This window comes from Rhizobium sp. L51/94, from assembly GCF_019355555.1.
Taxonomy (GTDB): domain Bacteria; phylum Pseudomonadota; class Alphaproteobacteria; order Rhizobiales; family Rhizobiaceae; genus Rhizobium; species Rhizobium rhododendri.
Genome location: NZ_CP072143.1, coordinates 34,448 through 47,423 on the forward strand (window position 1 = coordinate 34,448; position 12,976 = coordinate 47,423).

The window sequence follows — 12,976 nt, forward strand, 5'->3', positions numbered from 1 at the left end:
CCCATCAGGTCCCGTCGCCGGGGATCGGTCATCCCCCGTTCGAATCCCGAACAAGTTGACATTCTTATTGGATGAACGTTGCTGCATGCGTGGGTCGTTCAGTTTAACGTCCAGCATATTCAAAAAGCGCCTGATCTTCGGAGATAGCCACAATGTATCCACCTCCAATAAGGCTTGTCGGTGTTCGAATGGTTTTTTCCAATGCCTTGGTTGTTGTGTTTATGACGGAGATGAGACCGTCGCCACCATGCGTGGCAAATGCCCATTTTCCGTCCGGTGTAATAGCAGCGTATCTGCCTTCACCGGCAACAGGTGTGGATCCGGAACGCGGCCGTTTTGTCAAGGATTGCAAGGGAATGTTGCCCACGATTGAACGAAATCCAGGAGATTGACTTTCGACATTAATCAATTTCAGAAAATCACCCTCGGGTTCGATCGTCGCGTAGGCAGCAAGTGTTGATGAAACTCCGCCTCTGCTGATGAGGCCTTTTGACAGCGGCGTCCTTTTTTCCGTGGCTGTTCTGATGTCGATCCAAAGGATATCCACGGATGCCGTCGCCCAGTCTGCGGGAATGACTACGGATACCGTCGGGCCAAACACTGTCTGTTGATCGGCAGTCATGCGCTGGCGATAATTTTGCCCGCCCGCTTTTCCGGCTACATCCCATGACACAGTCTTTTGCAGGCTCAGTCCTGCGGCTGTCAGCGCGCATATTACCATTCCCTTTGTGGTCGAGACACTTAGCGTCTGGGACACACTGCTGAAGCTTCCTCCATGCCCCACTCCCACCGATAGAGAGGACTCCGGAGGAAATGTGCTTGCCGGCAATTGTGTAACAACACCCTTCAGAAGTTGATCGAATGGGTACGCTTCGAGATTTATTGAACGGTTCAGTATGACCTGCGCCGGAGAACCACCGACGAGGACCCCGAGCTCCGGCTCTTGTTTGGTTGTATCAACGTTTACTTGGCGTGACAGCTGTCTCCGGATATCGGCTAGGGTCAGAGTCTCGATTACATCCTCATCGTTATCTGATGTTGCAGCGACAAATCTTTGACTGGTGTCCACGGCAATCCACCCGAAGCGAGCGCCATGAACTAGGGGCGCTGACATCCGAACGGCGATTCTGGGCACGTCGCTATTAACATCAAGCACGTCCATCTCTTCGCGCTTTTCGTCCATGAATAGCAGTTGGTTATGAGATAATGAAATCGTCCCGGCATGACTGCCAAGCTTTATACCGGGAAAGTCGGCTAAAAGCGTCATTTCGGGTACGGAATAGACGAGTAAATGCTCTGCCTGCGTGTCAGCGACGATCAGCCTTGCCTCTCCAGCAGCAGCAGAATGGGTGAAGCAAATCAAAAAAATAGCAACCATATGTGAATTTAATAATCTCATCCCAAAAACCTATCTAGAAGAACTTCTACTCGTCGGCGCGGCACCTGTCAGTGTAATGATATTTCATTACACGGGTATTGCAAATGATTTGTTGTGGTAGGCGCAATTTACGGCCGACCTGTCGCTTACGAGCAAAGCCAGAACAGGGTTTCGCAAATCCTAACGGATCTCGCGCGTCGTAGCGCCGCCAACCAATAGGAGTTTGAGAATGTCAGAGATCGAAAAGTGTGACACGATGCACGTTAGTTCGTCTATCGTTGACACTCTTAAAAGGGTGTGCGCGCAAATTGATGCAAAAATCCTGGTCGAAGAGACATGGAATTGCGTCGGTCAGATAACCTACAAAAGCGGAGTTCGTCGCTATTTTCGGACGTCGACGTTCGATCTAAACACTATGGGCGCATCGTCAATTGCTCGTGACAAGCAATATTCGCGATTCTTTCTTCACTCTATGGGTTATCCGGCTACCGAGGGGGAAAGCTTCTTTTCAGAGACGTGGGCTAGGAAAGTGAAGGCTTCGGACCGGGGATATATCGCAGCATTAGCATACGCCCGGCAGATTGGATTCCCCGTCTTCGTTAAGCCAAACAGTAAGAGTCGGGGGGTGGGCGTAAGCTTGGTCCGCAATGAAGGCGAGTTTAACGAATCTGCAAGGATCGCTTTGCAAGAGGATAAGGTTATCCTCGTCGAACGCCCGGCCGTCGGCAATGACTACCGCGTAGTCGTGCTGGACGGCAAAGTCATCTCAGCATACCATCGCCTCCCGTTAACAGTCACAGGGGACGGCCAGTTGTCACTTCGTGAACTAGTCGATGGCGTTCAGCAAGAGTTCCGCCGGAACGGCCGTGGCGAAACCATTGATTTAGCGGACTTTCGGATCAGGCGCACTTTGGAAGCAGAGGGGCTAACATTTGAAAGCGTCCTTGAGAGTGGCAAATCACTGAAGATGTTAGAAAATGCTAACCTTTCGTCAGGAGGTACAGCGATTGACGTCACCGACCGAATAAGTGAGGGTTTCACGAGACTCGCAAGGGATGTTTCGAGGGATATGGGCCTCCGTTTGGCGGGTGTCGATTTGATGATCGACGGGTTGATCGAAGACACCCCGTCGGCTAGTCCGCACCGGATTATTGAAATCAATTCTGCCCCTGGACTGGACCACTACGCTTCGCTTGGGATCGCTCAGCGGAAGATCGTGGATGACTTGTATTATAAGTTGGTGATAGCGATGGAGCGCCCGGGAGAAAGGTTTTTGTGACGACCAATTTTGCGTGCAGCTTTGTGCTTTCGCACGAAGATTGCTGTCGAGCCGTGGAAAACGACGGTAAATATCTTAAAAATTGTAAGCCTCGTTTCGGACGTCTGGATGTCGAAGGCGTTAAGCTACGCATGGGCGCTGCCAGTCGGGGTATTCTGAGGTCTTCCCGTGATGTGACTCGCCGACCTGCGGTACCCCTCTAGTAGTGATGGTTGATCGAGGAGTTGCCTGCAGAGATCGATACGATCCCTTTTAAAAGTGATAGAGCTGCAACAAAATCGAATATTTCTACACACACCGCTGCAAAGACATGAGGTAGTTCTGTTAATAACCAGGAGTAATTATTGTGACGCAGCAGTCCGAAATTGAGCACCGCAGCCCAATCCTCGTCTTTCTTACAAAGCGCGCAGCTGATGTGGTGATCTCACAGCTTGAGAAGCATGGATATACAGCGGTCGCTGTCTACACTGTCCCTGCATTGTTCGATGCACTCCGCTCAGGAACTTATACCCTGGCAGTAACAACCCGGCCAGGTATCGCTACGGTTCGAAACATAAAGCTCATTCCCGTCTTGAACCTTGAAGTGTTTTTTTATGATGGCCACATTGATCAAACAGATTCCACCGCTTGGCCAAGGCGATTTGATGGCAATGCTTTCATGGAGCGCCTCAGAATCTTGAACGTTCCGAGGCTAACGCGCGGATTTAGCAAATATGACAATCCTTCCTCAGAGCACCGCCGAAAAGTTGGGCTCTTCTCTACGTTGTTGAATGCTAGCATTTCATTTTATAACAACCGGCTTCCTGCGATGCGAGTTGTTAAAAATGAACGTCGTTAGGCAGAAGAGCCTTGGGCTAGATGAGGCCAGTGATACAAACAGCAAAATAGACCAATCGCTTGAAGCGGAGAAGAGTCCGTTTACGATTGCTCGGGAGAAACCTCGTCTCTGGATGTCCACGGTGGATGAGTTTCAAAATGCAGCTTTGAAGCGGGAGCTGCTTCTTTATGGAGGTTGCATCATCATGATATTGGCAATCGGCGCGGCTTCGACCGCGGGGTTAGTTATCACTGCCTTTTTCGTCCTCATTTCGATTGGCAACATCTTTAAGAAAGCGGTTCTCTCGGTGATAGGCGAAATACGTAATCACGTCGCTTTGAGGCGCTAAGCGACTGGGCTAGTTCCCATGGCATTTTTTTCCTGTTTGTCGCGCGCGCTTGCTACATTACCATCGTGCTTATCGATAGATAGATTAGGCCCAAACAGTAGCTGGTTCTATCTCACTACCGTTCCGCGACCGAGCCGCCACAACATACCGCAACATATTCGCATAGAACTTTGCAAGACAATCGACACCTTTTCTGATAAAGCGCTCCAGCCATCGAATTCCATGGGAATGCTCTAGTCACTGGGCGCGAGGAGCCACTACGTCCAGCGGAAGGGACTTGTGTGGGATCTCGAACAATCAAAGATCTGATTGCCGCCCGCTGCAGACATTGAGACTAGGACGAGTGCAAATTAGGGCGACCAAATATGGCGTACGATATGGTGGTTTCGGACCAGTCCAATGTACTCATCGTCGAGGATGACCCTGACATCGCCGGCATGCTAGTCGAACTGGTTCAAGGAAATGGCTTTCAGGCGATGTCGGTCGCAAGTGGGCTCGAGATGGACCGACTTTTGCTCATCCAAACCTTCGATCTTATCGTACTTGATGCGATGCTTCCAGGCGAGGACGGTTTTAGCATATGTAGGCGATTGCGATCATCACGGTCGGTTCCGATCCTGATGTTGACCGCGATGCGTGAGGACATCGATCGTATTCTTGGCCTGGAGCTCGGAGCTGATGACTATGTGACCAAGCCTTTCAATTCTCGTGAATTAATAGCGCGGATAAAAAGCATCTTGCGTCGAAGCGCACACGGGAAGGATTCGGAACCCGATCTAGCGCCTATGACATTTGCAGGCTGGCGTATCGACCCCAAGAGCAGGCAGCTTCATGATCCAGATGGAGTGCAGGTTTCCATGACGACAGCTGAATTTGATCTACTCCTCGCGTTTTGCTCAAACCCGAACAAAATTCTAAACCGCGAGCAACTACTTTCGATGACCCATGCGGGATCTGCCGGACCCGTCGAGCGAAGCATCGACGCTCATATCAGCCGGGTTAGACAGAAGATCGAGCCCAATCTTAAAGATCCCACCTTTATCAAAACGGTGCGGCTTGGGGGGTATATGTTTGCCTCTAAGGTTGAGCAAACCCGATGAGAAATTTACGTCGAGCTTCAATACAGCAACAGATCCTTACACTTGCGACATTGCTTGTTGTGCTGGTTTCAGTCGTCGCTATGTTCACCGAGCCGTTCATATACGGTAGACAAGATCGTGAGTTCCAAAATGGCCTGTTCGCTGGCCGAGCGGAAACGCTATTCGTATTATTGAAAGATGCCAAGACACCTCAGGAAGAAAAAGCTGTTCGGGATACAGCGGCAAGCATGGGGATTCTGGTCGAAAAGCTGCTGGCGAATGAGTTGTCGACTTCGCAGGTTGTTATCTCCTCTCCCGATGAACTCGTATCGCGGGCGAAAGCTCTAACAGCGGGTAATATACTCGAGTCCATCAGCTACTTATTTTTAGGCGAAATTGTGCCTAATGTTTTGACTGTGCGCGTCGATACAGAACGTGTCTTTACATTTTCCGTACCCAAGTTTCCTGCTGAAGTGTGGTTCGCGCCTGCCGTCGCGAGCGGACTTCTGAAAATTGTTGTGCCTCTCCTTGTCCTTGCCTATTTCAGCAGCCTGTTGATTACCAATCCGCTGCGGCGTTTCGCGGCGGCTGCAAAGCGAGTGAGTTTGGACGACAGCACTGACGAGCCGTTTCTGGCAGATGGTGCGTCTGAGATACGGAGCTTGGCGGAGTCATTGAATGTCATGCGCACCCGGATTCAGACCATGGCGGAATATCGAACCCGCGTCCTGAGTTCTGTCGGGCATGATCTTCGTACCCCTCTGACCCGTCTTAAAATGCGGGCCGAGCGCTCAACCGAGCCGGAACTCAAACAACTTATGTTAAGTGACATAACAACCCTAGCCTTTATGGTGGACGAATGTCTCGCCTACTTCAATGATCCATCTGCTACTGAAAAGGCACGTAAGGTCGACCTGTCTAGTCTTTTGCAAACAATCACATCCGACTTTGTCGATACCGGCGTTGACGTTACCTATATAGGACCTAGGAAGTTAGTATATGTTTGTAAGCCGCAGGCAATGACCCGCGCGCTCAACAATCTCATCGAAAACGGCTCTCGATACGCAACGCGCATCGAACTGAAACTCAAAAACGTTGTCGATGGTGAGATCGAAATTCAAGTTTGCGACAACGGCCCGGGGTTATCGGGGGATTTGAAAGCAAAGGTCTTGGAGCCTTTTTTTAAAGCTGACGAATCGCGCCAAATTGGCATCAAGGGCGGTCTCGGACTCGGCCTTACGATCGCACAAGGCATTATTATAAAGGGGCATGGCGGGCGGTTCGAGCTGCGAGACAGTGTTCCAAATGGGCTCACAATTGCTATCAAACTCGTTCCGCAGCAGAGCGACCGTTTATAGCTGGTTAGGCGTCGTATAGTCGCCGAACATATTGAAACATTTCAGAAGACACCGCAACACGTAGATCGAATACAACAGGCTCCAGCAAACGATGGTGTCAGAACACCCTTTCTTGGAGCCTATAGAGAACATGAAATTTATTCAGTTTAGTATCGGGTTGATCGCAATCTCTGCCGTTGTCTCGGGGTGTACGACCGCTGACCCGACAGTCTATGCTGGGCTTGCTTCAGCTTCGCAGCTTCGACCCGCCACCGACGACGCGAGCGGTCGGGTGCCTTATCGCTACACGAGCAACGTTGACTGGCGGCAGTATGATAAGATCATCGTGGATCCCGTCACCATATATTCAGGGCCTGACAATCAATTCGTCAAGATCGCTGACAGGGATAAGGTTGTCCTTGCTAATTATATGCAGAATGAATTCACAGCAAAGCTGAGGACGAAGTACGCGGTGGTGAGCAATCCCGGGCCCCGTACTGCGAGGCTTCACCTGACCTTGACCGGCGCTAAGGACACAACGCCTGTTCTCGGCCCGTTTTCGCATATTGACGTAGGCGGGGGTGTCATCAACGCAGCTCAGGCGGTTCGCGGTCGTGAGGGGACAATGGCGGGTTCTGTCAGCTACGCCGTGGAACTTTATGATGCTTCGAGCAATCGGCTTCTATCTTCCTATGTCACCAAACAATATCCAAGCGCGATGAACATCGGTGCAACCTTTGTGCCTCTTAAGGGCTCCAAAGTCGGGATTGAAAAAGGCGCTGACGCGCTGTTGGAACAGATGTCGAAGCCTGTGCTCATCGCGGGTAATTAGCCGCGGTTATTCGGAAAGGGATGAGCGTCGGGCAATTCGCGGTAAATTTCTGTTCCGATTATTTCAGCGGCAACAAGCGCAGGCGTCAAAAATGCTCGTAGCTCGGGTGAGGTCGGTGAAACGCGTCCCTCGTGAATAAATCTTCATCACGATTTGGCGAAACGACACCGTTTCGCGCTCGCCAAAAATGGGGTTTTCGGATCTTTCACCCAACGACGAGATATCGGGGTAATTTATGCCGTTTCTGCTTCAAACCACGCGCGCCGCCTTATTGGCGTGCGCCGTCCTCCCGCTGGCGGCCTGCAGCAAGGAGAACAGCGATAAAAAGGCTTCGGCAGCACCACCAACACCTGTGTCCGTCGTGCAGGTGAGGCCGGAAACTCTACCGGTGGTCAGTGAATTGCCGGGGCGCGTTGCTTCGATGATTACTGCTGACGTCCGTCCGCGCGTCACGGGGCTGGTGCTGAAGCGCGTTTTCGAGCAAGGAGCTGGCGTTAAAGAAGGCGATCTCCTTTATCTGATTGACCCGGCCCCCTTTCAGGCCAAGGTCGATTCAGCACAAGCTGCAGTTGACAGCGCCATAGCGGCCCGGAAATTGGCTTCCCAGAAGTCCGATAGACAAACACAGTTGCAGCAAAGGGGGGTTACCAGCGCAGACGACAGCGAGACGGCAATCGCAACGCTGGCCCAGAGCAACGCGGAGGTCTCCCAAGCGGAAGCGAATTTGCGCTCGGCCCAGCTCGACCTTCAATATACGCAGATCAAGGCTCCCATCACCGGCACAATCGGCCGCGCGCTCATCACCGAAGGCACGTTGGTCAGCCCAACCTCCGACGTGATGGCGACAATCCAACAGATTGATCCAATTTATGCTGACTTCACCCAGCCCGCCGACACACTGATACTATTACGAAATGCTATCAAGACGGGTCAGCTTAAGGAGGAGGGCCGGGAGGGGGTAGCCATGAAGCTCGTGACGGAGCAGGGCAGTCCGTACCCGCACGAAGGCAAGCTGTTGTTTTCTGAAGCAAGCGTGAATGCGCAGACTGGGCAACTGATCCTTAGGGGCGAGTTTCCAAATCCGGAACACAATCTGCTTCCGGGCATGTATGTTCGCTCAAAACTGCAGCAGGGTTCTCTGGAAGGAGCATTCGCTGTGCCGGAGCAAGCAGTGCAACGCGATACTGCCGGAAAACCTCAGTTATATATTGTCGACGCCAAAGGCAAAGTCGAAGTTCGCAACGTGACGCTCGGCTGGATTGTTGAAGGCCGCTGGGTTGTAGTCAAGGGTTTGGCCCCTGAAGACAGGGTCGTGGTGGAGGGATTTCAGAAGTTTGCCCCCGGCGCGGTTGTCAAGGCTGAGCCGTGGCCCGGGACAGCCTCGACAAGCTCCTCCGCAGAGAAGTAGGGATAATTTCGATGCCAGCCTTCTTTATCGAACGTCCAGTGTTCGCTTGGGTTCTCGCCATCGCAATTATGCTCGGGGGGGCGATCTCGCTCTTCCTACTTCCTATTTCCCAGTATCCAGATGTAGCGCCGCCTCAAATCACCGTCACGGCCACCTATCCTGGCGCTTCCCCGGAAGATACTTACGAAGGCGTGACGCGCCTGATGGAGGAGGAACTGAACGGCGTTCCTCGGCTGCTCTATTATGAATCAACATCCGACGCGGCTGGTTCGATCAAGATTACTGTGACATTCGAGCCGGGAACGGTTCCTGAAACGGCGGCCGTCGACGTCCAAAACCGCATCAAACGGGTCGAAGCCAGGCTCCCGGCATCGATTGTTCAACAAGGAATCAACGTCGACACAGCGGGGGGCGGAACGCTGCTTTTGGTGGCGCTCACCTCTAAAAGTGGTTCGACGGACGGCATTTCACTCGGCGATTACATGAGCCGAAACATTGCCAATGAGTTGCGCCGTGTTCCGGGTGTCAGCAACGCCCAACTGTTTGGTAGCGAGCGCGCCATGCGCGTGTGGCTCAACCCCGACAAATTGCTTGGCCTCAATCTGACGCCCGCCGACGTCACAGCAGCTATCCAGGCCCAAAATGCGCAGGTCGCTGCAGGCCGTCTTGGCACGTCCCCATCTTTGCCGGATCGCCGCACAACAGGCTCCCTATTGATCAAAGGCCAACTCACCACGCCGGAAGAATTCGGTAAGATCGTGCTTCGCGCAGAAACTGACGGCTCGACTGTTCGACTTGGTGACGTGGCGCGAATTGAAGTGGGTGCAGATAGCTATGCGACATCGGTTCGCATCAATGGGAAGCCTGCCGCTGGAGCTTCCATAGAACTTGCCCCTGGCGGCAACGCGCTGAAGACAGCCACCGCCATTAGGGCTCGCCTGACCGAACTTGCACCCTCCTTTCCGAGTGATATTGAATATTCCATACCCTACGACACCACACCGTTCGTCAACATTTCTATCGAGCAGGTGCTGATGACGCTTGTCGAGGCAATGGTTCTCGTGTTCGCCGTGATGTTCCTCTTCCTCCAGAACTTTCGCTATACGATCATTCCAACCATTGTGGTGCCAATCGCTTTGCTTGGTGCTTGTGGCGTCATGTACGTGCTTGGGTTCTCCGTCAACGTTCTCACCATGTTCGGCATGGTCCTCGCCATTGGGATTCTGGTGGATGACGCGATTGTCGTTGTCGAGAATGTCGAGCGGATCATGACCTTAGAAGGGCTTTCACCCAAGGAGGCGACAAAGAAGGCGATGACTGAGATCAGCGGGGCCGTCATTGGCATCACACTGGTTTTGACAGCCGTCTTCGTTCCTATGGCGTTCTTCCCCGGCGCTGTCGGCGTGATTTACAGGCAGTTTTCTTTAACAATGGTCGCTTCCATTCTTTTCTCGGCGTTCCTAGCCCTTTCACTGACGCCGGCACTCTGCGCGACGTTTCTTAAGCCCGTCGAGAAAGGCCAGTCTCACACAAAAAAGGGCTTCTTCGGCTGGTTCAACCGAGGCTTTCACCGAGGGTCGAAGACGTATAGCGGATGGGTGGCAAGCCTTCTGCGAAGGGCAGGTCGGGTGATGCTCGTATATCTCGCCGTGGCTGTGGTGACGGCGTGGATGTTCCTGCAGCTTCCATCGTCATTCTTGCCCAACGAAGACCAGGGGACGTTGCTGGCTCAGGTCCAGGGGCCAGCCGACGCGACAGCAAAGCGTACGCTCGATTCTATCAAGGCCATGGAGAAAATCGTCACCTCAGAACCATCTGTTGAGCGTCTCGTCGCGATCAGCGGGTTTAGTTTCTCTGGATCGGGCGAAAACGCAGGACTCTCGTTCATCACTCTCAAGGATTGGAGCGAGAGGACGGCCAATCAGTCGGCACAGGCACTGTCGGCAAAGTTCAATGCCGGCTTCCAGATGATCAAGGATGCAAGTGCCTTCGCATTGTCACCACCTGCAATTTCCGGCCTGGGGAGCACCAACGGCTTCGCATTCCGGCTCCAGGACCGAGGAAATCTGGGGACTGCAGCGCTGAACGAAGCGCGCGACCAATTTCTGGCAGAGGCCCGCAAGAGCCCCGTTTTGATTGGGGTGATGGTTGAGGGCCTTTCGGACGCGCCGCAAACTGTGCTGACAATCGACCGCGAGAAGGCAAATACTTATGGCGTGACATTTGCCGATATCAACCAGACAATCAGTATTAACCTCGGCTCGTCCTACGTCAACGACTTCCCGAACTCCGGACGGATGCAACGCGTGACTGTGCAGGCGGATGCGGGAAAGCGTGGGACCATCTTTGATGTGATGAAACTTACCGTCAGAAACGCGGCGGGCGGAATGGTTCCGATTTCAGCATTCGCGAGATACGAATTCACCAAAGGATCCGCACAGATTGTCGGCTACAACGGTTTCCCGGCAGTCCGGTTCAGCGGGCAGGCAGCAAGCGGGTATTCATCCGGTGACGCCATCACGGAGGTCGAGCGCATCGCCAAGACGCTTCCAGCAGGCTTTGGCTACGAGTGGACCGGCCAGTCGCTGCAAGAGATCCAGTCGGGATCGCAAGTTCCGATGCTTCTTGGCCTTTCCGTGCTGCTGGTGTTTCTTTGCCTTGCCGCGCTCTACGAGAGCTGGGCTATTCCACTCTCTGTGCTGCTCGTCATCCCTCTCGGTATTATCGGGGCTGTTGGCGCGGTGATGCTGCGCGATATGCCCAACGACGTCTACTTCAAGGTCGGCCTGATTACGATCATGGGTTTGTCGGCGAAGAACGCTATTCTCATTGTCGAGTTCGCAAAAGACCTAAGGGCTGCTGGCAAGTCGTCAGTTGACGCTGCGGTCGAGGCGGCGCATCTTCGCTTCAGGCCAATTTTGATGACCTCACTGGCATTTTCCCTTGGCGTTGTACCTCTCGCTATTGCCACTGGAGCCGGGTCAGCCAGCCAGACTGCTATCGGTACCGGCGTCCTCGGCGGAATGATATCGGCCACACTTCTAGCAATCTTTTTCGTTCCAGTCTTCTTTGTCTTCGTGATGAAGTTTACGAAAAGCCAAAAGCAAGCTCAGGCTGTTGAGCGCCCACGAATTGCAGTAGAGTGACGCCTAGGCCAGATATTCACTGGTCAGTGCTTGATGCCCTTCATGGGAAAAACTGAAGCCCGTGCTTGGTCGGAGGATTAATTCGTCTGAATGCAACAATAAGTCGTTCATCTTCAATCGTAAGCCGATTTGTTGATCGGCCGGCTGACTGCTTCAGTCTAGGACAGGCTTAATTGGAATGTCGGACTGGCTTTGTGAAACAATGAAAGCAGCGACCCACCAATGTGTGAGCCGCTGCAATCAGTTGAAAGTTACTACTTTACGGCTAGGAATTTGTCAGCGTTCTCGGATGTGACATAAGTCCAGGGAACCGGATAGAGCTTGGCGGTGCCATCGCCCCAAGGCATTTGAGGATATTCACTCCAGCAATCCGACAGCGGCTTATAGGAGTCGCCAATAACCTTGCGCAGCGCAACGTCAACGGCCCCTTGTGCTTGAGTATGGGCGTCCTGGCGTATCGACAAGATCATTTCGCCATTCTTGACGGCTCTGATGGCGTCGGTCACACCATCGATGCCGACAACCGGAATTGTCTTAGGGTCTATACCTGCCGCTTTCATCGCAGCGATCGCACCTAGACCCATCTCGTCGTTCTGAGCAAGGACTCCCTGTATCTTGCTCTTGTGCGACGTGAGCCAATTCTGCATCAGCACCATGCCCTCGGAGCGCGACCAGTTGCCGGTCTTGCGTTCAAGAACGGTGATATCCTTGTTGGCATCGAGGGCGGTTTTGTTACCTTTCGTCCTCAACTCCTGGCCAAGGTTTCCTTCAGGTCCGATGAGCACAACGATATTGCCTTTGCCGCCCATCGCCTTGAAAAGCACTTCCGCTTCATATTGTCCAGCCGCGACGTCGTCCGAGCCAACGAACGACACAAGCTCGTCGCTCTTCGACGGACCATTCGAGCCGACGACCGGGAGACCGCGCAATTCGGCTTTGTGAATCACGCCCTTGGCGGCATAGCTGTCGATCGGGATGTAGATCGCCACGTCATACTTCTGCGTCACCATCAGGTCGAACTGCGAAGCCTGGGTGGAATGGTCGTAGTTACCGTCAAACACTGTGATCTCCGCCAAACCATTGGAAAAGGCCGGGTGTTTCTTGATTTCGCTTGCCCAGATCTGGGCATATTCGTTTTTCAGACCATAGACCGCGGCTCCCACCTTCACGGGCTTTGTTCCCGCTGCGAACGCTGCCCTTCCGGCCAGCGGCAGCATGCCCGCCGCGGCTAGCAGCCTCAGTGTATTTCTCCGAGTAATCATCGCTTCCTCCAATTATGTGCAATGACGCGGGTGCACATCTCCCGAACGTGAGCGAAGAGGGCGACCCCTCTCCACAATGATGGTTGGTT

General features: G+C 53.1%; 10 protein-coding genes. 8 read left to right on the forward strand and 2 right to left on the reverse strand.

Going from position 1 to position 12,976, the window contains the following annotated elements; all coding sequences use genetic code 11:
• Positions 1-103 precede the first annotated feature (103 nt).
• Entirely contained in the window at positions 104-1,399 is a 1,296-nt protein-coding gene (locus tag J5274_RS24370; protein ID WP_219275838.1) for a hypothetical protein, read from the reverse strand.
• A 208-nt stretch (positions 1,400-1,607) separates the two neighbouring features.
• On the opposite strand from J5274_RS24370, the gene J5274_RS24375 reads away from it, so the two are divergent.
• The 8 genes from J5274_RS24375 (at position 1,608) to J5274_RS24410 (ending at position 11,625) form a co-directional block, all read left to right on the forward strand.
• The gene (locus J5274_RS24375) at positions 1,608-2,657 is read left to right on the forward strand and encodes a hypothetical protein (protein WP_219275839.1); all 1,050 of its coding nucleotides are present in this window, start codon (positions 1,608-1,610) and stop codon (positions 2,655-2,657) included.
• 346 nt (positions 2,658-3,003) lie between these two features.
• Positions 3,004-3,495: a hypothetical protein gene (locus J5274_RS24380; RefSeq protein WP_219275840.1), complete on the forward strand. Its 492-nt coding sequence runs from the start codon at positions 3,004-3,006 to the stop codon at positions 3,493-3,495.
• Complete coding sequence (locus J5274_RS24385) at positions 3,482-3,823, forward strand: hypothetical protein (protein WP_219275841.1); 342 nt, start codon at positions 3,482-3,484, stop codon at positions 3,821-3,823. Before J5274_RS24380 ends, J5274_RS24385 begins: the two co-directional genes overlap by 14 nt.
• A 365-nt stretch (positions 3,824-4,188) precedes the next feature.
• A complete protein-coding gene (locus J5274_RS24390) occupies positions 4,189-4,923 on the forward strand; it encodes a response regulator (RefSeq protein WP_224129944.1) in 735 nt (244 codons plus the stop codon).
• Positions 4,920-6,260 (forward strand): HAMP domain-containing sensor histidine kinase, encoded by a 1,341-nt coding sequence (locus J5274_RS24395; protein ID WP_219275842.1) that lies wholly within the window; start codon positions 4,920-4,922, stop codon positions 6,258-6,260. Before J5274_RS24390 ends, J5274_RS24395 begins: the two co-directional genes overlap by 4 nt.
• A gap of 130 nt (positions 6,261-6,390) precedes the next feature.
• Entirely contained in the window at positions 6,391-7,071 is a 681-nt protein-coding gene (locus J5274_RS24400) for a DUF3313 domain-containing protein (protein ID WP_219275843.1), read from the forward strand.
• 235 nt (positions 7,072-7,306) lie between these two features.
• On the forward strand, positions 7,307-8,479 hold the full coding sequence (locus J5274_RS24405) for an efflux RND transporter periplasmic adaptor subunit (protein WP_219275844.1): 1,173 nt from the start codon (positions 7,307-7,309) through the stop codon (positions 8,477-8,479).
• Positions 8,480-8,490: 11 nt separating this feature from the next.
• Positions 8,491-11,625 carry an efflux RND transporter permease subunit gene (locus J5274_RS24410; RefSeq protein ID WP_219275845.1) on the forward strand — a complete coding sequence of 1,045 codons (3,135 nt, stop codon included), beginning with the start codon at positions 8,491-8,493 and terminating at the stop codon, positions 11,623-11,625.
• A 254-nt stretch (positions 11,626-11,879) separates the two neighbouring features.
• Here the strand turns inward: J5274_RS24410 and J5274_RS24415 are convergent, their stop codons facing one another.
• Positions 11,880-12,842 carry a substrate-binding domain-containing protein gene (locus J5274_RS24415; protein ID WP_219275846.1) on the reverse strand — a complete coding sequence of 321 codons (963 nt, stop codon included), beginning with the start codon at positions 12,840-12,842 and terminating at the stop codon, positions 11,880-11,882.
• Between the last annotated feature and the right edge of the window lie 134 nt (positions 12,843-12,976).

What these genes read in the sequence shown, in the direction of transcription:
- J5274_RS24410 (WP_219275845.1), top strand. Translation starts at nt 8,491, where the DNA reads ATGCCAGCCTTCTTTATCGAACGTCCAGTGTTCGCTTGGGTTCTCGCC.
- J5274_RS24370 (WP_219275838.1), bottom strand. Translation starts at nt 1,399, where the DNA reads ATGAGATTATTAAATTCACATATGGTTGCTATTTTTTTGATTTGCTTC.
- J5274_RS24390 (WP_224129944.1), top strand. Translation starts at nt 4,189, where the DNA reads ATGGCGTACGATATGGTGGTTTCGGACCAGTCCAATGTACTCATCGTC.
- J5274_RS24385 (WP_219275841.1), top strand. Translation starts at nt 3,482, where the DNA reads ATGAACGTCGTTAGGCAGAAGAGCCTTGGGCTAGATGAGGCCAGTGAT.
- J5274_RS24395 (WP_219275842.1), top strand. Translation starts at nt 4,920, where the DNA reads ATGAGAAATTTACGTCGAGCTTCAATACAGCAACAGATCCTTACACTT.
- J5274_RS24405 (WP_219275844.1), top strand. Translation starts at nt 7,307, where the DNA reads ATGCCGTTTCTGCTTCAAACCACGCGCGCCGCCTTATTGGCGTGCGCC.
- J5274_RS24375 (WP_219275839.1), top strand. Translation starts at nt 1,608, where the DNA reads ATGTCAGAGATCGAAAAGTGTGACACGATGCACGTTAGTTCGTCTATC.
- J5274_RS24400 (WP_219275843.1), top strand. Translation starts at nt 6,391, where the DNA reads ATGAAATTTATTCAGTTTAGTATCGGGTTGATCGCAATCTCTGCCGTT.
- J5274_RS24415 (WP_219275846.1), bottom strand. Translation starts at nt 12,842, where the DNA reads ATGCTGCCGCTGGCCGGAAGGGCAGCGTTCGCAGCGGGAACAAAGCCC.